Origin of the sequence: Gilliamella sp. Pra-s60 (assembly GCF_009795755.1) — a bacterium.
In the GTDB taxonomy this organism is placed as follows: Bacteria; Pseudomonadota; Gammaproteobacteria; order Enterobacterales; family Orbaceae; genus Gilliamella.
In genome coordinates, this window is record NZ_WTFA01000013.1 from 1 (window position 1) to 20,929 (window position 20,929).

20 protein-coding genes are annotated in these 20,929 nt (G+C 35.8%); 10 read left to right on the top strand and 10 right to left on the bottom strand.

Annotated features, from left to right (window positions below; translation table 11 throughout):
• Positions 1-195: 195 nt before the first annotated feature.
• Positions 196-1,122: a TIGR01212 family radical SAM protein gene (locus GQ596_RS08680; protein WP_160401287.1), complete on the bottom strand. Its 927-nt coding sequence runs from the start codon at positions 1,120-1,122 to the stop codon at positions 196-198.
• 215 nt (positions 1,123-1,337) lie between these two features.
• Between GQ596_RS08680 and GQ596_RS08685 the strand changes: the two genes are divergently transcribed.
• From GQ596_RS08685 to GQ596_RS08695, 3 genes are read left to right on the top strand one after another with little or no spacing between them, the layout of a single operon-like run.
• The gene (locus GQ596_RS08685; protein WP_160401288.1) at positions 1,338-2,462 is read left to right on the top strand and encodes a glycosyltransferase family 4 protein; all 1,125 of its coding nucleotides are present in this window, start codon (positions 1,338-1,340) and stop codon (positions 2,460-2,462) included.
• Positions 2,455-3,258: a lipopolysaccharide core heptose(I) kinase RfaP gene (gene rfaP, locus GQ596_RS08690; RefSeq protein ID WP_160401289.1), complete on the top strand. Its 804-nt coding sequence runs from the start codon at positions 2,455-2,457 to the stop codon at positions 3,256-3,258. The genes GQ596_RS08685 and rfaP overlap by 8 nt, the downstream gene beginning before the upstream one ends.
• Before the next feature lie 15 nt (positions 3,259-3,273).
• Positions 3,274-4,902, top strand: coding sequence for a DUF2813 domain-containing protein (locus tag GQ596_RS08695; protein WP_160401290.1), 1,629 nt, complete (start codon positions 3,274-3,276; stop codon positions 4,900-4,902).
• A gap of 75 nt (positions 4,903-4,977) precedes the next feature.
• Here the strand turns inward: GQ596_RS08695 and ettA are convergent, their stop codons facing one another.
• From ettA to nfsB, 3 genes are all read right to left on the bottom strand, one after another.
• Complete coding sequence (gene ettA, locus GQ596_RS08700; RefSeq protein ID WP_160401291.1) at positions 4,978-6,645, bottom strand: energy-dependent translational throttle protein EttA; 1,668 nt, start codon at positions 6,643-6,645, stop codon at positions 4,978-4,980.
• Positions 6,646-6,756: 111 nt separating this feature from the next.
• On the bottom strand, positions 6,757-7,950 hold the full coding sequence (locus GQ596_RS08705; RefSeq protein ID WP_160401292.1) for an MFS transporter: 1,194 nt from the start codon (positions 7,948-7,950) through the stop codon (positions 6,757-6,759).
• 234 nt (positions 7,951-8,184) lie between these two features.
• A complete protein-coding gene (gene nfsB / locus GQ596_RS08710) occupies positions 8,185-8,829 on the bottom strand; it encodes an oxygen-insensitive NAD(P)H nitroreductase (protein ID WP_160401293.1) in 645 nt (214 codons plus the stop codon).
• Positions 8,830-9,276: 447 nt separating this feature from the next.
• On the opposite strand from nfsB, the gene leuA reads away from it, so the two are divergent.
• From leuA to GQ596_RS08735, 5 genes are all read left to right on the top strand, one after another.
• On the top strand, positions 9,277-10,824 hold the full coding sequence (leuA, locus tag GQ596_RS08715; protein ID WP_160401294.1) for a 2-isopropylmalate synthase: 1,548 nt from the start codon (positions 9,277-9,279) through the stop codon (positions 10,822-10,824).
• Between the two features lie 68 nt (positions 10,825-10,892).
• The gene (gene leuB, locus GQ596_RS08720; RefSeq protein WP_160401295.1) at positions 10,893-11,972 is read left to right on the top strand and encodes a 3-isopropylmalate dehydrogenase; all 1,080 of its coding nucleotides are present in this window, start codon (positions 10,893-10,895) and stop codon (positions 11,970-11,972) included.
• Between the two features lie 87 nt (positions 11,973-12,059).
• Entirely contained in the window at positions 12,060-13,460 is a 1,401-nt protein-coding gene (gene leuC / locus GQ596_RS08725; protein WP_160401296.1) for a 3-isopropylmalate dehydratase large subunit, read from the top strand.
• A gap of 11 nt (positions 13,461-13,471) precedes the next feature.
• A complete protein-coding gene (gene leuD, locus GQ596_RS08730) occupies positions 13,472-14,074 on the top strand; it encodes a 3-isopropylmalate dehydratase small subunit (protein ID WP_160401297.1) in 603 nt (200 codons plus the stop codon).
• 49 nt (positions 14,075-14,123) lie between these two features.
• Positions 14,124-14,888 (top strand): class I SAM-dependent methyltransferase, encoded by a 765-nt coding sequence (locus tag GQ596_RS08735; RefSeq protein ID WP_160401298.1) that lies wholly within the window; start codon positions 14,124-14,126, stop codon positions 14,886-14,888.
• 30 nt (positions 14,889-14,918) lie between these two features.
• On the opposite strand, the gene GQ596_RS08740 is transcribed toward GQ596_RS08735, so the two are convergent.
• The 5 genes from GQ596_RS08740 to yccX form a co-directional block, all read right to left on the bottom strand.
• Complete coding sequence (locus tag GQ596_RS08740) at positions 14,919-16,334, bottom strand: RNA polymerase factor sigma-54 (RefSeq protein WP_160401323.1); 1,416 nt, start codon at positions 16,332-16,334, stop codon at positions 14,919-14,921.
• Positions 16,334-17,059, bottom strand: coding sequence for an LPS export ABC transporter ATP-binding protein (lptB, locus tag GQ596_RS08745; RefSeq protein WP_160401299.1), 726 nt, complete (start codon positions 17,057-17,059; stop codon positions 16,334-16,336). The genes GQ596_RS08740 and lptB overlap by 1 nt, the downstream gene beginning before the upstream one ends.
• Position 17,060: 1 nt before the next feature.
• Complete coding sequence (gene lptA / locus GQ596_RS08750; protein ID WP_160401300.1) at positions 17,061-17,618, bottom strand: lipopolysaccharide transport periplasmic protein LptA; 558 nt, start codon at positions 17,616-17,618, stop codon at positions 17,061-17,063.
• A gap of 3 nt (positions 17,619-17,621) precedes the next feature.
• On the bottom strand, positions 17,622-18,185 hold the full coding sequence (gene lptC / locus GQ596_RS08755) for an LPS export ABC transporter periplasmic protein LptC (RefSeq protein WP_160401301.1): 564 nt from the start codon (positions 18,183-18,185) through the stop codon (positions 17,622-17,624).
• Between the two features lie 82 nt (positions 18,186-18,267).
• Complete coding sequence (yccX, locus tag GQ596_RS08760; protein ID WP_160401302.1) at positions 18,268-18,546, bottom strand: acylphosphatase; 279 nt, start codon at positions 18,544-18,546, stop codon at positions 18,268-18,270.
• 145 nt (positions 18,547-18,691) lie between these two features.
• On the opposite strand from yccX, the gene GQ596_RS08765 reads away from it, so the two are divergent.
• Both GQ596_RS08765 and GQ596_RS08770 read left to right on the top strand, forming a co-directional pair.
• A complete protein-coding gene (locus tag GQ596_RS08765; RefSeq protein WP_160401303.1) occupies positions 18,692-19,285 on the top strand; it encodes a CHAP domain-containing protein in 594 nt (197 codons plus the stop codon).
• 146 nt (positions 19,286-19,431) lie between these two features.
• Positions 19,432-20,043: a CHAP domain-containing protein gene (locus GQ596_RS08770; RefSeq protein ID WP_160401304.1), complete on the top strand. Its 612-nt coding sequence runs from the start codon at positions 19,432-19,434 to the stop codon at positions 20,041-20,043.
• Between the two features lie 84 nt (positions 20,044-20,127).
• Here GQ596_RS08770 and GQ596_RS08775 read toward each other — a convergent pair whose 3' ends face one another.
• Positions 20,128-20,811, bottom strand: a complete 684-nt coding sequence (locus GQ596_RS08775) for a GntR family transcriptional regulator (RefSeq protein WP_160401305.1) — start codon at positions 20,809-20,811, stop codon at positions 20,128-20,130.
• Positions 20,812-20,929 lie beyond the last annotated feature (118 nt).

Sequence of the window (20,929 nt, forward strand, 5' to 3'; positions counted from 1 at the left end):
GCCACCTTCGCTATGCTCAGGTGTTCAAATTTGTTCCAGACAAATTTGTCCGACGCCGTAACAAGACAACAACATAACCTTAGGTCTTTTTTGTGAGTTGTTTTTGTGTTAAAAAGCAACGCAAAAACCCCAAAAAATGGTCAGGAAAGGCATTGATTTTATTGAAGTTTTTATTCTTTTTTTTAATTCTTTCCCCTACCCCTTAAAACAATACTCATCCCCAATGGCGCTGCCTTGAACACCATATTGACGCAAATTATGATCAACGGCATTCATTGATTGCCAGTGGTTTTCACACCATTCTGGCGCAAGTAAGGTTGGCTTTCTGGCGTTAGCAGATATACGGTGATAAACAATATCTGCTGGGGTTTGTCTGATGATGTCGCCAGCAATATCAACATATTGCGCTAACGACAAAACTTCAAGCCGTCCTGCTCGCCATGCCTTTGCCATAATACTGCCATCAACAATATGTAATGGATGCAACTTTAAGCCATCCACTCCGCTATTTAATACGCGTTCAAGGGTGATGATATTGTCCTGCTTGGTTTCTTTGGGTAAACCAATAATTAAGTGCGTGCATACTTTTATGCCCAGTTTGCGAGCTTTTTGGACCGTTTGGTGATAATCATTAAAGGTATGTCCACGATTGATGTCGTGTAGCGTTTTGTCGTGTGCAGTTTGCAAACCAAGCTCTAACCATACTTCAAAACCTTGCGATTGGTAACTTGCCAGTAATTCAAGTGCTTCACTAGGAACGCAGTCAGGGCGTGTCCCCACGCAAAGCCCGACAATATCAGCACTATTTAGTGCCTGTTGGTACATGTCTTTGAGTATGGCAACTTCGGCATAGGTGCTAGTATAGGCTTGAAAGTAAGCTAGGTAGCGTTTGGACTTTTTCATTTGATGAGCTTGCGATACAAGTTGATCGGCAATCGATTTAACTTGTATTGATTCATCAATGATCGATGCTACATTACAAAAAGTACACCCACCAACGCCAATCGTGCCATCGCGGTTAGGGCAGCTAAAACCGCCGTGTAGAGTAAGTTTGTAGATCTTTTCACCGTATCGACGTTGGAGATCAGAACCAAAAGTGTTAACCACAAGATGAAGTTGCATAATAGACCAGAATAAGCGTTTTGGGTATTTTACGGAGTTAGTGAGTTGACTTCAAGTTGGGTGTGTTGAATTACGTTTTTCGCCTCAAAAAAAACTTCAATAAAATCAATACCTTTCCTGACTGTTTTTTGTGCGTTTTGTGGCTTCTTTCGCTATTTTTGCACGTTGCTTATTAACAAGTATATAATACCCCTTTAAAACTTGAGGCAATCTGCATGCAACTGGCGTTTTGTATTTATAAATATTTTCCTTTTGGTGGTTTGCAACGTGATTTTTTGCAAATTGCTAAAGCTTGCCAAGCTCAAGGTCACCATGTACGAATTTATGTGATGTCATGGCAAGGCGATAAACCAACAGACTTTGATGTAGTTTTGGTGCCTAAAAAAGGCTGGTCTAACCATAGCCGTAATCAGTCTTATTACCGTTGGGTGAAGGCTCATTTACAAGCAAATCCTGTTGATTGTGTGGTTGGCTTTAATAAAATGCCTGATTTGGATGTTTATTTTGCGGGTGATACTTGTTATGCCGAAAAGGTGTCACACAAGGGCTTTTTGTATAAATGGTCAAAACGCTGTAAACACTATTTAGCTTTTGAAGATGCCGTATTTAATCAACAAAGCCAGACCAAAGTTATGGTACTAACAAAACAGCAGATCAGTGACTTTGAACGTTATTACCATACTGATCCATCACGCTTTTACCTATTGCCACCAGGCATTGCGCAAGATCGCCAATATCATTCTCAATCAAGTGCTAAAGGTAAGCAATTTAGGCAAGCCAATCAAATTGATGAGCACAATTTTGTTATTGTGCAAATTGGATCGGATTTTAAACGTAAGGGTGTGGATCGTTCTTTAACCGCCATTGCTGCACTACCTTGCAATTTAAAACAAAAAGTGACTTTTTTAGTGGTGGGACAAGATAATCCCGATGCTTATCAAAAACAGGCTAAGCAACTCGGCATTGAGCATCAAGTACGTTTTTTTGCAGGGCGGAATGATATCCCTGATTTTTTGTTTGCGGCTGATTTGCTATTGCACCCTGCAAGGCAAGAAGCGGCAGGTATGGTGCTTATTGAGGGATTAGCCGCTGGGGTGCCAATGATTGTGTCAAGCATTTGTGGCTATGCTTATCATATTAATGATGCCAATGCTGGTGTTGTGCTTGATGAACCTTTTGTACAATCGGCGCTAAACAATGCTTTGCAAAATGCCATAACAAATCACGATCAGTTATTAACATGGCATCAAAATGCAATACATTATGGTAAAACCGCTGATTTATACCATTTAGCACAGCGTGCCACAGAGATTATTTTAGGTTGTGATAATCATGAATGAAATTAAGTTAAAAGCGCCTTTTGAGCAGTTATGGGCTGATAAAGATCCCTTTGCAGAGGTTGAGTTAATATCGGGCAAAGTCTATCGCGCAGTAAAGCAACGTAAGACGTTGAATTTTGAGCTTAGTGGCGAATCGTATTTTATTAAAATTCATCGCGGTACCACCGTGAAAGAGATTGTTAAAAATCTTATTTCGTTACGTTTGCCTGTTTTAGATGCCAAGCAAGAGTGGAATGCGATTGAGCGTTTAGCACAAGTGGGCGTTAATACGATGGATGGGCGGGCATTTGGTCGTAAGGGGCTAAATCCGCTGACTCGTCATTCATTTATTGTGACAAAAGATCTTAACCCTACCATCAGTTTAGAAGACTTTACTAAACCGTGGTTAACTAATCCACCTAGCTATCATATAAAGCGTTCTTTAGTGATTTATTTGGCAAAAATGGTCGCTCAAATGCACGCTGCTGGGGTGAATCATCGTGATTGTTATTTGTGTCACTTTTTGCTTGATATTCCGCTGTTTGAAGATCATCAGCAAATAAAACTGTCAGTAATTGATTTACACCGTGCTCAGATCCGTAAAACGGTTCCTGTTCGCTGGCGTGATAAAGATTTAATTGGACTTTATTTTTCAGCCATGAATATTGGACTAATCGATCGTGATATTTGGCGTTTTTTGAAAGTGTATTTTAATCAACCTTTAAAAACAATTTTGCGCAATGAGTCTAAGCTAATGGCAAGCATACATCGAAAAGTTGAACGAATTCGTAAAAGGACAGAAAAGTATCATCTTTAAAAATAAGGAGGTACCATGTTTATTGAGCAAATGGATATTTCAGGATTTAAAGGTATCAAATCGCTATCTTTAACCTTGAATCCAAGCGCTAGCGTGCTAATGGGTGAAAACCGTTGGGGGCGTTCAAGTTTAATTAGTGCGTTGCAATTGTTGTCGCTTGATAATCAGTTTTATCAATTTGTGGATTCTGATTTTTATCACGATCAATACGATGTCTATGGCAATAAGATTGTGATTAAAATTACCTATTGTGAATCCTATTTTAATGAGCTTAACAATCCCATTTATCAACCATTATTACCTGCGGCTTTCCCTGTTGATCAAAATAAACTGCGCCGAATTACTTATCTTATTACCGCAAATAAACAAACCAATAAGATTATAACTCAACATGCGTTGGTGGACTTACAACAAAGGGCATTAGCGTTTGCTGATCATAAATCATTAATTGCCCATTTAATAGGTCTTAATCCTGTTATGGCGTTGAAAAGTTCGATTAGTCCACAAAACTTACCCATAACCAATCAACCTTTATCGGAATACTATACTTCGCAACTCTGTGAGCAATTAAAAGCCTATTCGACCCAAATAACACCTGATGAGTTGCACCGCGGTTTGCAAGCTGCAAGAGCACTTTTGGAGTATTATTTTGCCGATCAGGAGCACCGTTACCATTATAAGCATGTAGCCCAAAACAGCTCACCACGTAGCGAAGATTGGGATTCGCTGGAGCGTATTAATAATGTATTAGATGATCTTGATAACGATTATTTGCGTACCGCATTACTGGGCATTTTAGGGGCGATTGTTAATGCCAAAGGGCATAATACGCTTTCACAACACGCTGTGCCTATTTTAATTTTAGAAGAGCCTGAAAGCCAGTTGCATCCGATTATTTTATCGGTTGGTTTTCGGTTGTTGAAACATCTACCAACGCAAAAAATCATTACATCTAATTCGAGTGATTTGGTTTCGTTATTTCCTTTAGAGTGTCTGTATCGATTAATTCGCCTACCCGATAAAATTGTGCCCAAATATATTACTCCCCAATCTTTTGGCGTTGATGATAGTCGGCGAATTTTATTCCATATTTTTTACCGTCGTGCCAGTGCTTTATTTGCCCGTTGTTGGCTGTTAGTTGAGGGTGAAACCGAAGTTTGGCTATTGCGTGAATTGGCGGAACAGAGTGGTTATCATTTGAGTTCAGAAGGTGTTCAACTTATTGAGTTTGCTCAGTGTGGTTTAAAACCGCTTATAAAATATGCCAATAAAATGGGTATTCATTGGTATGTCATTACCGATGGAGATATGGCAGGTAAAAAATATGCCGATACCGTAAAATCGTTATGTGGCGAAGATAAAAATCCTAATGATCACTTAACCGTTTTACCGGCACGAGATATTGAAAATTTTTTATTTAAGCATGGATTTAGTCATGTCTATAAACTTGCTGCTTATAATACCACACAGCATATTGATCTGCCGGTACACCAAATTATACAAAAAGCGATCCATAAAAGCTCAAAACCTGATTTAGCTATTGCTGTTTGTGACGATGCCAAATTACGAGGTATAGACGCTATACCTCGTTTACTAATGGATACTTTTGCCAAAATTATTAAAACGTCTAAAGCGTTTGTTTAGCTATTTTTTGAGATCAATATCAGGAAGATCAAACCATTCCGTCAAGATTAATTGACGGAATGGTATAAAAGTGAACTATTTAGCAATTCGCTTATATTTAGCTCGTTTTGGTTCAAGCGCTTCAGCACCAAGCGTGCGTTTTTTCCATTCTTCATATTCGGTAAAGTTACCTTCAAAGAATTCTACATGCCCTTCGTCTTGGTAATCTAAAATATGTGTGGCAATGCGATCTAAGAACCAACGGTCATGTGATATCACTAAAGCGCAACCCGGGAATTCAAGGAGTGCGTTTTCAAGTGCTCGTAAGGTTTCAACATCTAAATCATTCGTCGGTTCGTCAAGTAATAATACATTACCGCCCACTTGTAATAATTTAGCTAAATGCACTCGCCCACGTTCACCACCCGATAGCTCACCCACTCGTTTTTGCTGATCAACACCTTTAAAATTAAAACGCCCTACATAAGCACGGCTTGGTATTTCAAAATTACCAATGCGCATAATGTCTTGACCATTTGAAATTTCGTCCCAAACGGTTTTTTTGTCGTCCATACTGTCACGGAACTGGTCAACCGAAGCAAGCTGCACTGTGTCACCTAAGCTAATAGTACCTGAATCGGGTTGTTCTTTGCCTGATAGCATTCTAAATAGCGTTGACTTTCCTGCACCATTTGGACCAATAATACCGACAATCGCTCCTTTAGGAATACTAAAAGATAAGTTATCAATCAGTACACGGTCGCCATACGATTTAGTCAGGTTGTTTACCTCAATCACTTTATCGCCTAAACGTTGCCCAGGTGGAATAAAGAGCTCGTTAGTTTCGTTACGTTTTTGGTAATCGTTGCTGTTTAATTCTTCAAAACGCGCTAAACGGGCTTTGCTTTTAGCTTGACGACCTTTTGGATTTTGACGCACCCATTCAAGTTCTTTTTCGATTGATTTACGACGAGCTGATTCCGTTGCCGCTTCTTGCGCTAGACGCTGATCTTTTTGTTCTAACCAAGACGAGTAGTTACCTTCCCATGGAATACCTTCGCCACGGTCTAGCTCTAAAATCCAACCTGCAACGTTATCTAAAAAGTAACGGTCATGGGTAACGGCAACTACCGTACCTTCATAATCATGTAAGAATCGTTCGAGCCAAGCCACCGATTCGGCATCCAAATGGTTAGTTGGTTCGTCAATAAGTAACATATCTGGCTTTTCAAGTAATAATTGACAAATTGCCACTCGACGACGCTCACCGCCCGATAAGTTTTCGATTTTAGCATCCCAATCAGGTAAACGTAGTGCGTCGGCAGCTCGCTCTAATTGGTTATCAAGGTTATGAGCATCTTGCGTTTGAATAATGGCTTCAAGCTCAGCCTGTTCCTTGGCTAATTTGTCAAAATCAGCATCAGGATCAGCATAAGCAGCATAGACTTCGTCTAATCGAGCTAGCGCTCTTTTAGCATCACCAACCGCTTGCTCTACAGCTTCGCGCACGGTTTGTTTAGGATCTAATTTCGGTTCTTGGGGTAAATAACCAATTTTAATTCCCGGCTGTGGGCGTGCTTCGCCTTCGATTTCGGTATCAACCCCTGCCATAATTCGCAGTAAAGTGGATTTCCCCGCACCATTTAAACCTAGCACACCAATTTTAGCCCCCGGGAAAAAGCTTAAAGAAATATCTTTTAAAATATAGCGTTTAGGAGGAACAATCTTCCCCACTCGATTCATAGTATAAACATATTGCGCCATGTCATTTTCCGTAATTTAAAAACAATAAGAATGATATTGTAACGATTCTTTTATTCGAATCTAGTGATAATTTATTATCGTTTGATTTAATGGAATATTATGTATATCTATTTACTCTTTTACTCTATTTTTGATTAAATAGAATATCCAAATGAAAATTGCTATAAGAGAAAGTAAAGCACCAGCAATAGCCACAGCGAGCCATCCATAATGGTTAAATAAATAAGTGGAACATAATGACCCTACTGTTCCACCAATAAAATAACATAACATATAACCTACGTTCATTCTGGTCGCCATATGTGGATCGTTTTGATAAATTGCATTTAAGCAAGATACATGTGTTATCTGTGCGGCTAAATTGATTAGCATAATACCAATAATTAAGACAATGATTGATGATGGGGCGAAGGATATTGGTAGCCATGAAAATAACAGTACTCCTAATCCAGAAAGAATTAACCAACTACCTTTTCCTTTATCTGATAATTTACCGACGATGGGTGATCCTAATGCACTTACACTACCTGCTAGTCCAAATAGACCAATAATAAAATCGGAATACTTATAAGGAGGATGACTCAATAAAAATGTTAATGGCGTCCAAAATAAACAAAATAAAGCAAAAGATAAACTACCAATTATGGCGAAAACTCGCAAAGAACTATTGCGTAATAGAAGCATAAAAATAGAGCCAATAAGCGGCCAATATTCAATAGTGTTGTTACTTTTATAACGTGGCAGTAAATATATAAATAACAATGTAATTACCACCATGCAACTGGCAGCAATTAAATAGACCATTCGCCAATCCATTAATGTAGAAATTGCACCAGCAAAAGTACGTCCAAGTAAAATGCCTAATAACATTCCACTCATTATCACACCTACAACTTTACCTTTATGACTAGGCTTAGCCAAAGTTGCAGCAAATGGCAATAATACTTGTGCTACTGCCGAAAATAGCCCTGTGATTGCCGTGCCAACAATTAATAATGTCAATGAATGAGAAAGCCCACTAATTAACAAACCTACTATTGTTAATAACATTAAAGCAATAATTAAAGTTTTACGCTCAATTTTATCGCCTAAAGGTGCAATAAATAATAGACCTAAAGCATAACTAAACTGAGCCGTTGTCATAATAGAACCAGCACGATCAACAGAAATATTTAAATCTTCGGTTATTGAATGTAATAATGGTAAAGCATAATAATTACTGGCAACGGTGATGCCAACAGCAATAGCCATTAAAAGCATCATTCCAAATGAAAGTATAGGTTTATGCGGTTGGGATAAATTCATAACAAAATTCCTAAAATGATTAGGTAAAATATTATTAATAAATTATATTCATAAAAACAATTAGTTAGTTTTAACTAAATAGTATTATATAACCCCAAAATTATTGCAAATATTTATAAAAATTTAAATATTATGCTGTTATTTTAATAACAGCGAGTATATTTAGTTAGAATAGTAAACAAAAATATCCACCATATCTTAGTACAATTAATACGGAGGATATTTCAATTTATTTTATAAAAATGTGATAATTTGTTCTTTAGGTAGGCGTGATTTTGGACGATGTGCATTGCCGTCATTTTCAGCGCGATAACCTAATGTTACAACAACTACACTTTTCAATCCTTTGCTTTTAAGATCTAATATTTCATCCATTTTTTCGGCGTCATATCCTTCAATAGCTGTTGAGTCAATACCAATTGCCGCTGCAGCAAAAAGCAATTGCCCCAATGCAATATAAGCTTGTTTACTTTCCCAACATTGTTGTGATTCACTGGTTGTACTATTGAGCTTTACAAAGTGCCTACGACCTTGATCTTGTGCTTGTTTAAGATCGGCTGACGGGTATCTACCGTCTTTATCTTCTTGATTGAGTAGATTAACTAAATGGGCGTCGTCTAATGGTGTTTTAATACAAAAAACAATAGTATGTGAAGCACCCGTCACTCTTGGTTGATTAAATTCAAGTATAGCCGGTAAAATTTTATTTTTTGCCTCATCATTATCAATAACATAAAAATGCCACGGCTGAGAATTTACAGACGATGGACTGTTTCTTAAAACTGTTAACAATTGTTCAAACTGATTGGCAGGAATTTTTTTTGTTTCGTCGTAATGTTTGGTGGTATATCGGTTTTGTGAAATATCAACGATATTCATGGTTATGCCCTCATGATGTTGTGCTTTTAATTATTATAATTAGGTTAAATTACATCTCAACTTATCATTTTAATAGATTTGTTAAATAATCTATCTACGCTTGTTACTTAATTTTTATGATTTAAAAATTTTTATGACTTAAAAAATTAGGCTGTATTAAGATTGAAGGAAATAATCATTGACATAAATAATATCATTTGGTAAAAGTATTACTAGTTTAGTCTATTTTAATAAAAACGAAATCAGAGATTATTATGTTTATTAGCTTTTTATCACTTAACCTCAGCCTCCTCCTCGCATCAACTTGCGCGGATAGCTTGTGTGTGGAGTAAAGAAGTTATTTAATAAATATCTCAACAAATCAAGAACCCGCGCTAAAGTGCGGGTTTTTTTGTTTTCATAACTTGAAATACCGAGCTAGCGCTAAAATATATAAAAGGAAAAACAATGAGCGATCAAGTCATTATTTTTGATACAACATTACGTGATGGCGAACAGGCATTGCAAGCAAGTTTAAGTGTTAAAGAAAAGTTACAAATCGCACTTGCGTTAGAAAGAATGCGAGTCGATGTGATGGAAGTTGGCTTTCCTGTTTCATCGCCTGGTGACTTTGAGTCGGTTCAAACCATTGCAAAAACCATTAAAGATAGTCGTGTTTGTGCTTTGTCTCGTTGTGTTGATAAAGATATTGATGTTGCAGCAGAAGCCTTAAGAGTGGCCGATCAGTTTCGTATTCATACTTTTATGGCGACCTCAACATTACATGTTAAAGATAAATTAAAAATGACATTTGAGGATGTCATTGAACGGGCTGTGCACTGTATTAAGCGTGCACGTAATTATACTAATGATGTGGAGTTTTCTTGTGAAGATGCAGGCCGTACCCCAATTGATAACTTATGTCGGATCGTTGAAGCAGCAATTAAAGCAGGGGCAACAACGATCAATATTCCAGATACTGTCGGTTATACTGTCCCTTATCAATTTGGTGGCATTATTCATACCCTATTTGAACGTGTCCCGAACATTGATAAGGCGATTATCTCTGTTCATTGCCATGATGACTTGGGCATGTCGGTGGCTAACTCGATTAGCGCGGTTCAAGAAGGTGCTCGGCAAATTGAAGGTGCGATGAATGGTTTAGGTGAACGTGCGGGTAATACCGCACTTGAAGAAGTCATTATGGCAATAAAAGTTCGCCAAAATATCTTAAATGTTCACACCAATATTAATCATCAAGAAATTTATCGTACTAGCCAAATTGTTAGCCAAATCACGAATACTCCAATCCCTGCAAATAAAGCCGTTATAGGTAGCAATGCTTTTGCTCATTCTTCTGGCATCCATCAAGATGGTGTGCTTAAAAATCGTGAAACCTATGAAATTATGACACCTGAATCAATTGGCTTAAATCAAATCCAATTGAACCTAACTTCACGCTCTGGGCGTGCTGCTGTTAAACATCGTTTAGAAGAACTTGGTTATCACGATAAAGACTATAACTTGGATCAAGTCTATGCATCATTTTTAGAGCTTGCAGATAAAAAAGGTCAAGTGTTTGATTATGATCTAGAAGCGTTAATCTTTATCAATCAATTAAAAGATGAAAAAGAGCATTATGTTTTAGATTACTTTAATGTGCAATCAGGCTCTACTGTTGTGTCTACCGCATCAGTCAGCCTTATCATTGGAGATGAAAAATTTTCTGATGCCGCAACCGGTAATGGCCCTGTTGATGCGGTTTATCAAGCAATCAACCGAATTACTGGCGAGCCGATTTCGATCGTTAAATATCAATTAGCCTCTAAAGGACAAGGTGAAAACGCTTTAGGGCAAGTGGATATTGTTGCTGATTATAAAGGCCGTAAATTCCATGGCGTTGGACTAGCAACCGATATTGTTCACTCATCCGCTTTGGCCTTAATTAATGTGTTAAATAATGTCTATCGAGCAAACCAAGTTGCACAAGAAAAACAAAAATTACACCAAGATTAAAAAATAATTTGTTTTGCTCGCTTAATAGCAAAACAAGTAAATTAAATGAGATTGTAAAGGAATAAAAAATGTCACAAAACTACCATATAGCAGTATTACCCGGCGATGGCATTGGCCCAGAAGTAATGAAACAAGCCTATAAAGTATTAGATGTTATCCGCCAAAAATATCAACTTTCAATCACCACTAGTGAATATGATGTTGGTGGTGCCGCGATTGATATTCACGGCTGTCCACTACCAAAAGAAACACTAGAAGGATGCGAAAAAGCCGATGCTATTTTATTTGGTTCGGTTGGTGGTCCAAAATGGACAAATCTACCACCTGAAAAGCAACCCGAACGTGGCGCGTTATTACCATTACGTAAACACTTCAAATTATTTGCAAATATGCGCCCTGCTCGTTTATATCAAGGTTTAGAAGATCTTTGTCCATTACGTGCCGATATTGCAGGGCGTGGTTTTGATATTTTATGTATGCGCGAGTTAACGGGTGGTATCTATTTTGGTTTGCCAAAAGGACGTGAAGGAAGTGGTGCTCAAGAAAAGGCATTTGATACTGAAGTGTATCACCGTTTTGAAATTGAACGTATCGCCAAAATGGGCTTTGAAGCCGCACGTTTACGTCGTAAAAAAGTCACATCAATTGATAAAGCGAATGTATTACAAACCTCGATTTTATGGCGAGAAGTCGTGACAGAAGTTGCGAAAAACTATCCTGATGTAGCGCTTGAGCATATGTATATTGATAATGCAACAATGCAACTTGTTAAAGATCCTTCACAATTTGATGTGATCTTATGCTCAAATTTATTTGGTGATATTTTGTCTGATGAATGTGCCATGATAACTGGCTCTATGGGGATGTTACCTTCTGCTAGCCTTAATGAGCAAGGTTTCGGTTTATATGAACCAGCTGGCGGTAGTGCACCTGACATTGCTGGTAAAAATATTGCTAATCCTGCTGCGCAAATTTTGTCATTGGCGTTGTTAGTCCGTTACAGTTTAAAACGTGACGATATTGCATCCGCCATTGAAACTGCAGTAAATAAAGCATTAGAACAAGGTTATCGCACTGTCGATCTTGCGCAAAAAGAACAATCCGTATCGACTGATGAAATGGGTGATATTATTTGTAAACTGATTTAAGCGCATTGTTTAATGATAACTGAAAATAAAATAATGTGATAAAACTGAGTCTTTAGTACTTGTTGTAAAAATAATAAGGAATATGCAATGTCAAAAACACTGTATCAAAAATTATATGATGCACATGTCGTTTATGAAGCGCCAAACGAGACGCCTATTTTATATATCGATCGCCATTTAGTGCATGAAGTAACTTCACCTCAAGCGTTTGATGGTTTACGTGCTATGAACCGTAAAGTGCGTCAACCACAAAAAACATTTGCAACCATGGATCATAACACTTCAACAAAAAGTAATGATCTTAGCGCATGTAGCGAAATGGCACGAATTCAGTTAACTGAACTGGCAAAAAATGCCAAAGAGTTTGGTGTTTCGTTATATGATTTGCAAAGCCCATTACGAGGAATTGTGCATGTTGTAGGACCAGAACAAGGTATGACTTTACCGGGCATGACGATTGTATGTGGTGATTCTCATACTGCCACTCATGGTGCATTTGGAGCCTTAGCTTTTGGTATTGGAACTTCCGAAGTGGAACATGTGTTAGCTACTCAGACTTTAAAACAAGGTCGTGCTAAAACCATGAAAATTGAAGTTAAAGGGCAAGTCGCTGACGGTATTACGGCCAAAGACATTATATTAGCCATTATTGGTAAAACCACTAGTGCTGGTGGTACAGGTCATGTGGTTGAGTTTTGTGGTGATGCTATTACATCATTATCCATGGAAGGACGCATGACATTATGTAATATGGCAATTGAAATGGGGGCGAAAGCCGGTATTATTGCACCAGATGAGGTTACGTTTGAATACCTAAAAGGTCGTCAATTTTCACCTAAAGGTGAAGATTTTGATAAAGCTGTTGCCTATTGGAAGACGCTAAAAACTGATGAAGGTGCCCAGTTTGATTCTGTTATTACACTAGAAGGAAAAGATATCGCCCCACAAGTCACTTGGGGAACTAATCCTGGACAAGTTACATCAATTGATGCAAAAGTACCAAACCCAAATGAATTTGCTGATCCTATTGAAAAAAACTCAGCAGAGCGAGCACTTGCTTATATGGGATTAACAGCAGGAACAAACATGTCTGATATTAAAATTAATAAAGTATTTATCGGTTCATGTACAAATTCACGTATTGAGGATTTACGAGCTGCAGCACAAATTGCTAAAGGTCGTAAAGTAGCTGATGGTGTGCAAGCTTTAGTTGTTCCAGGTTCAGGACCGGTGAAAGAACAAGCCGAAGCAGAAGGATTAGATAAAATTTTTATCGAAGCAGGTTTTGAGTGGCGCTTACCGGGGTGTTCAATGTGCCTTGCGATGAATGATGATAAATTAGCACCAGGAGATCGCTGTGCTTCAACCAGTAACCGTAACTTTGAAGGTCGCCAAGGGCGCGATGCAAGAACCCATTTAGTTAGCCCAGCAATGGCCGCAGCAGCAGCAATTACTGGTCATTTTACTGATATTCGTAAACCATTTTAAGGAGACTTGTCATGGCTAAATTTACAAAACATACCGGATTAGTTGTTCCTTTAGATGCGGCTAATGTCGATACAGATGCGATCATTCCAAAACAGTTTTTACAAAAAGTCACACGCACTGGATTTGGTAAACATGCTTTTCATGAATGGCGTTTTTTAGATGATGCTGGCGAGCAACCTAATCCTGAATTTATTTTAAATAAACCACGCTACAAAGGTGCTAGCATTTTACTTACGCGTGAAAATTTTGGTTGTGGATCATCGCGTGAACATGCCCCTTGGGCGCTTGCTGATTATGGGTTTAAAACGATTATCGGTTCAAGCTTTGCCGATATTTTTTACAATAACTCATTTAACAATCAGTTATTGTTGGTCAATTTATCAGAAGAAGATGTTGATGAATTATTCAAAATCGTTGAAGCCAATGAAGGTATTGAATTTACCATTGATTTGGTCAATGAAGTCGTTATTGCTGGTAATAAACAATATTCATTTAAAATTGATGCTTTTAAGCGTCATTGTTTGTTAAATGGATTAGATAATATTGGCTTAACTCTACAACATGAAGATGCGATTAGTAATTTTGAACATAAAATTCCTTCATTTTTAGCTTAACTTTAAATTTTGGACGCATATTTGCGTCCGATAATAAGGAACATCAACAATGGCAACACATCATGACAATGTGAAACAACAGTTTGGTGAACAAGCCAATGCTTATTTGACCAGTCAAGTACATGCTCAAGGTCCAGATCTTGAATATTTATCTAACTTCCTTATTCCACATTCAGAAGCAAATCTACTTGATATGGGATGTGGTGCAGGTCATGTCAGTTTTATTGCAGCAAAACATGTTAAACATGTTACAGCCTATGATCTTTCAGATGAAATGTTATCGATTGTAGCGCAAACAGCTAAAGACCGTGATTTACAAAATATAACCGTTAAGCAAGGTTATGCTGAATATCCCCCTTTTGCTGATAATCAATTTGATATTGTTGTCAGTCGTTATTCTGCTCATCATTGGCATGATGTAGGCAAAAGTATTCGGCAGCTCCATCGAATAACTAAAGCTGGCGGTAAATTAATTATTATGGATGTTGTATCACCAGGTCATCCTGTATTAGATATTTGGCTACAAACCGTTGAAGCCATGCGTGACACCTCACATGTTCGCGACTATACTCCCGGTGAGTGGTTAACTTTTTTAACTGAAGCCGGTTTCGTCATTAATAATATAGCCCGCCATCGTTTAACACTTTCTTTTGATACATGGGTTAAACGGATGCGTACTCCTGAACAGTTAATCGAGGCAATACGAATTTACCAAAAAACAGCAGCCGACGATACAAAAAAATATTTTGAACTTCAAGCAGATGGTTCTTTTACTACAGATATGATGATTATTGAAACTGAAAAAGTCATTTAAAATGATCTGTTGTTATAAACAGCTTTACATTTAAAGCTGTTTACGTTGGCTTGATGGTGGAATGGATAACGCCTCACGATATTTAGCGACAGTTCTTCTTGCAATTATAATACCTTGTTCTTCAAGCATTGATACCAATTTACTATCACTTAAAGGCTTTTTACTATCTTCTGTTGATATGTATTTTTTAATTAAAGCACGAATAGCTGTAGATGAAGCTTCACCACCAGAATCTGTATTAACATGACTTGAAAAGAAAAATTTAAGTTCATAGATTCCATTCGGGCATTGTAGATATTTTTGAGTTGTTACGCGAGAAATCGTCGATTCATGCATTTCAATAGCAGTAGCTACATCAGATAAAATCATCGGCTTCATATGTTCTGCACCATTCTCAAAAAATGCTTGTTGATGCTCAACAATGAACTGACTAACTTTTAATAAGGTTTCATTGCGATTTTCGATACTTTTAATAAACCAATTGGCCTCTTGCAAATGTGAGCGAATATATTGACTATCACTTTCATTTACTACCTTTTCCATTGCTGCGTACTGCTGATTAATACGTAGATTAGGCATTGTGTCATTATTCAATTCAACAATCCATTTTCCATTCAATTTTTTGACTAACACATCAGGTAGAACATAATCTGGTGGCGTAGTATTTACTGATTCGCCAGGATAAGGGTGTAAATGTTGAATAAAATTGACCGCTTCTTTTAACTGTTCATCACTAGCATTTAATACTTTTTTTAAGGTTCTATAATCACGACTCGCTAATAAATCTAAATATTGATTAATTATTTGACTAACAAGCGGTGGAGGGGATAAATTTTGAATTTGAATAGATAAACATTCTTGTAATGATCTTGCACCAACACCAATGGGGTCAAAATGCCAAATTCGTTTTAATACAGCTTCAACTTCGGCAATTTCAATTTCATCATTACCCTGTTCTTCTAAAATTTCATCTAATGAAACCGTCAAATAGCCTCGTTCATCAATCGCCTCTATAATTGAAATGGCTATTGCTTTATCTGCATCACTAAAAGGCGTTAGCTCTAATTGCCATTCTAAATAATCATGTAATGTTTCGTGAGTTTCACCTTGATAAATAGGTAATTCATCATTACGGTAATCTGAACTTGTTCCAGAGGGAGTTCCTGCTGTATAAATATCATCTAACGATGCATCAAGTGGAATATTATCGGGTATTTCCTGACTATCTAGAGCTTCACGTGTGTCAAGATGTTCAATTTCATTGTTTTGTTCAACGTTAATTTCGTCATATTGATCGGCAACTTCAAGTAATGGGTTATTTTCTAAAGCAGTTTGAATCTCTTGTTGAAGTTCTAAAGTTGACAACTGGAGTAATCGAATCGCCAATTGTAATTGTGGTGTCATCGAAAGTTGTTGCGAAACTTTCAGTTGCAAACTTGGTTTTATCATAACCTAAATTCATTTCCTAAGTAGACTCGTTTTACATATTCATTACTTAAGATATCACTAGGCGAACCTTCAGCAATTAAATGTCCTTTATTGACAATATAAGCGCGTTCACAAACATCTAATGTTTCACGCACATTGTGATCTGTTATTAATACACCCAATCCACGATCACGCAAATGTTTGATAATACTTTTGATATCAATGACTGAAATAGGATCCACACCAGCAAAAGGCTCATCAAGCAAAATAAATTTTGGATTAGCCGCTAATGCTCTGGCAATTTCAACTCGCCGTCTTTCACCCCCCGATAAAGATTGCCCTATACTGTCACGAATATGTGTAATATGGAACTCTTCAAGTAATTCTTCAGCACGATCGATTTTTTCATTTTTATCAATATCTTTGCGTGTTTCTAAAATTGCCATAATGTTATCAATTACAGACAGTTTTCTAAAAATAGACGCTTCTTGCGGTAAATAACCAATACCTTTTTGAGCCCGTTCGTGTAAAGGTAAAATGCTGATATCATGATCATCAAGGTAAATTTTACCTGCATTTAATGTCACTATACCAACCACCATATAAAAAGTGGTGGTTTTTCCCGCACCATTTGGTCCTAAGAGTCCGACAATTTCACCTGAATTAACTGTTAAGCTAACATCTTCAACTACACGTCGTTTTTTGTATACTTTGGCTAGGTTTTCTGCTTTTAAAATTGACATTTTATTTGTTCATCCCTTTAACTTGATTTGGGATGATAGTGCTTTTTACTCGCCCATTTTTACCCGGCTGTGCAAGTATTTGCTGTTTTTTGACATCATAAGTAATCAGTTCACTAACAATATGGTTGTCTTGCTGAAATAACTCTGCATTACCTTGTAAAACAACATTATTTTGTTTTACATCGTAAATCACTTGAGCAGAATGACCCGTTACAATTTTATTTTTTTCTGGCAAAATTTGCTTATAGTTTACAGGATTACCATAAGCTGTAATTTTCTGTTTTTCCGTATCCTGCATGTCGGTAATAACAACTTTATCAGCATTTATGGTTAACCCGTCTTGAACAATAATAACATTACCAATAAATGTAATTGTATTATTTTCAATATCAATTTGTTGGTTATTTGCATCAATCGTAATAGGCTTATTATCAGCAAATATTTTATGTTCTTCTTTAGTAGTGTCTGTCGATTGCTTAGAAGGCTCATTCGCAAAACTACTCAAAGAGATAGGTAATAATAAAATTAATGAAAAAACAATTTGTTTTAACGAACCCATGTTTTATTTTGCCTCAGTATTATAATATGTTTTTACATTTTCAAGTATATTAGCCGTTTTGGTATGCAAATCGCTGGCCAATCCAATACCTGTTGAATAAAATCCCACCCCGTTAATGATGACAGGATCTTTTGATGTAACTAGCTGTGAAGTTAAATCTATCACTGCATTGTCTGTTTTTACTTGTTTTAATTGAGCGTCTTGCGTCAAATTATCTAACTGAACATCCTGATAAAGATAAAGATGTTTATCATTCGTTAGCGTCGCTTTTTTTGCTTTAATATGCCATGTAGCTAAATGTTCTTGATCATAAAATGTAAAATTGGGTAAATCAAATTCAGTATTGCCTGAATCATCAAAATGCCTAACATGACTAGAATCAATTTTATAAATAAGTTCACCTGATAAGTCATAAATATCGGTTAACATATCATCACTTTGATAAATCGGCTTATCTAATGTATTTTGAGTAGATAGGTTTGCAGGCTCATCTCCCTTTTGATAATTAAAATAAGCACCGATAACAATAATAAGAAGTAAAAGACAAATCAGATTTTTTTTATTCATAACATATGTTAATCACATTAATAAGAATGTTATTATTTATAACGTTCAAGATTTTATGTATTTTACTTTATTTTTTGTCAAATTAATATCGAACATTAAAAGAAGTTAAATCGTTTTGTGGCGATAATTCACAAATATTGACATATGAAATTCGCGACGAAACAGGACCACCATTTTCGATCCATTGTGTTAACTTCGCTATTTGTAAACTATCACCTTGTGCAATAATTTCAACATTACCATTATCTAAATTTCGAACATAGCCGACTAAACCAAGCTTTTGAGCTTGTTGATAAGTAAAAAATCGAAATCCAACACCTTGAACAAAGCCACTAACATCTATTTTAATTTTTTTAATCACTTTATAATTCCCATTTTTGTTTCAAATTGTAAGCTTAATTTTACATATATGAATAATAATGTTTTTATTATTGATTAAATTCTATTTTTTAATAAAAATAAACAATTATAATTAATAATATATAATTAAAGTAATGGAAATAAACATGTTGTTGAAATATAAAAAAGTTTTTTTTGGAATTTGGCTATTGTCAGTATTAAGCTACTATACACTTAATTCATGTACTTTTGCCAATATTGAAATTAATGAACAAAAAATTGGAAATGTCATCGATGAATTTAATGGGGTGAAAGTCTATTATAACGGCAGTATTTATAATGTAAGTGGAAGAAATATTGCTAAAGACGGCTATAACTTAGGCCTTAAATATCAATGTGTTGAATTTATAAAACGTTATTATTATCAACGCTTCAATCACAAAATGCCTAATAGTTATGGACATGCAAAAGATTTCTTCGATCCATTAGTTGCTGATGGCAAAATTAATCGACAACGCAATTTATTACAATTCCACAATGGTTCCCCAACAAAACCAAAAGTTGAAGATATCATTGTTCTTAACTGGACAAGTTATGGACATGTTGCCATTGTAAGTAACGTGACTGATAACGAAATTGAAATTGTGCAACAAAATTCGGGACCAAATGCAAACAGTAGAGCAACGTTTCCTTTAATTTTTAAAGATGGAAAATGGACAATAGAAGGTTTTGGCGTTTTAGGTTATTTACGTAAAATGTAATATAATTAATAAGTTATTAAATAATATTATCCCCAAATACATAGATTAATAAAAATAGCTTAATAGATCCTCAGGTTCAAGCAGCATGATTTTGTTTTTAATAGGAAAATATTTATAACAATATAATAGGAAAATAAATTCTAATAATGAAAAATATAATATTATTCAAATACAAAAAAACACTATTTTTTTTCTTCATCATTTTATCTGTATTTAGTGGTTATGCTTTTTATCAATATGTGTATCTTGATATGCAAGTTGATAAAGATAAAATAGGCACAGTTGTTGATCAATTCAATGGTGTTGATGTTTATTATAATGGCAGTACTGGTAATGTGAGTGGGCGTAATCTAACTCAAGACGGTTATAATTTAGGGCAAAAATATCAATGCGTTGAATTTATTAAGCGCTATTATTATCAGCGTTTTAATCATAAAATGCCAGATAGTTATGGTCATGCTAAAAATTACTTCGATGAATCAATTCCTGATGGTCAACTTAATCCTAAACGTAATTTATTACAATTTCATAATGGTTCACCAACTAAACCACAAGTTGAAGATATTATTGTTTTTGGTTGGTCAAGATATGGTCATGTTGCCATTATTAGCAAAGTTAGCGATAACGAAATTGAAATTATTCAACAAAATCCTGGCCCCAACAAAAGCAGCCGTGCCACTTATCCTCTCATATTTAAAGATGGAATTTGGAAAATAGATAACTTTCGTGTTTTGGGGTATTTACGTAAAAATAAATAATTGCCTACATCTGAGTAAACTACAATAACAAGTGGCATAGTTACAGAAAATATTCAAAATAATAATTCAGATCGTTAATGAAGATTAATCAACAAACCATTCATTCTTCTGTTTTGATACTATTTTTATAGTCTCCAAAATAGCCGATAAATGTTCATGTTGAGCTATTACTGCAAGATCTGGATCATGATTTTTTAAAGCTACTAAGATTTTTTCATGCTGTTTAACAAGATCTTCGGGAGGCGAAATTTCTTCTAATGAAAGAAATCTTACGCGATCCATCATAGCTTTAATATTTTCAACCGTTTCCCATGCCATTTGGCAGTCTATTACGTTCATTAAAATTTGGTGGAATTCATCATCTTTTTCTAGAAAAGATTGAATATTTTTATGTTTATTGGCCTCTTTTTGTTCATCAATGTTTTTTTGCAGTAATAAAATATCTGAGTCATTAATTTTTAATGCGGTTTGTCTAATAATTGCACACTCAACAGCATCTCGAATAAATTGCCCATCCATCACTTTTTTTACCGAAATTTTAGTGACAAATGTTCCTCGTTGGGGAAGAATTTGTACAAGTCCTGCTTCGGCTAACTTAATAAATGCTTCTCTGACCGGTTGCCTTGAAACATTAAATTGGCTAGAAATTTCTTTTTCTGAAAGTAAAACACCAGGCAATACTTGACAAGTAATAATAGCTTTTCTTAATTTACGGTAAATTTGTTGATTAACGGGTTCTGAAATATTTAAGTCGGCAGATTTAAACATATATCATCTTAGGTAAAAATTAAATTATGAAGAATAGTAGGGGATTTTTAAATATAAGAAAAGTTTTTTTGATAAATGGCTATCAATATAAAAAAGATTGTTTGGGCTAAATTGAGGT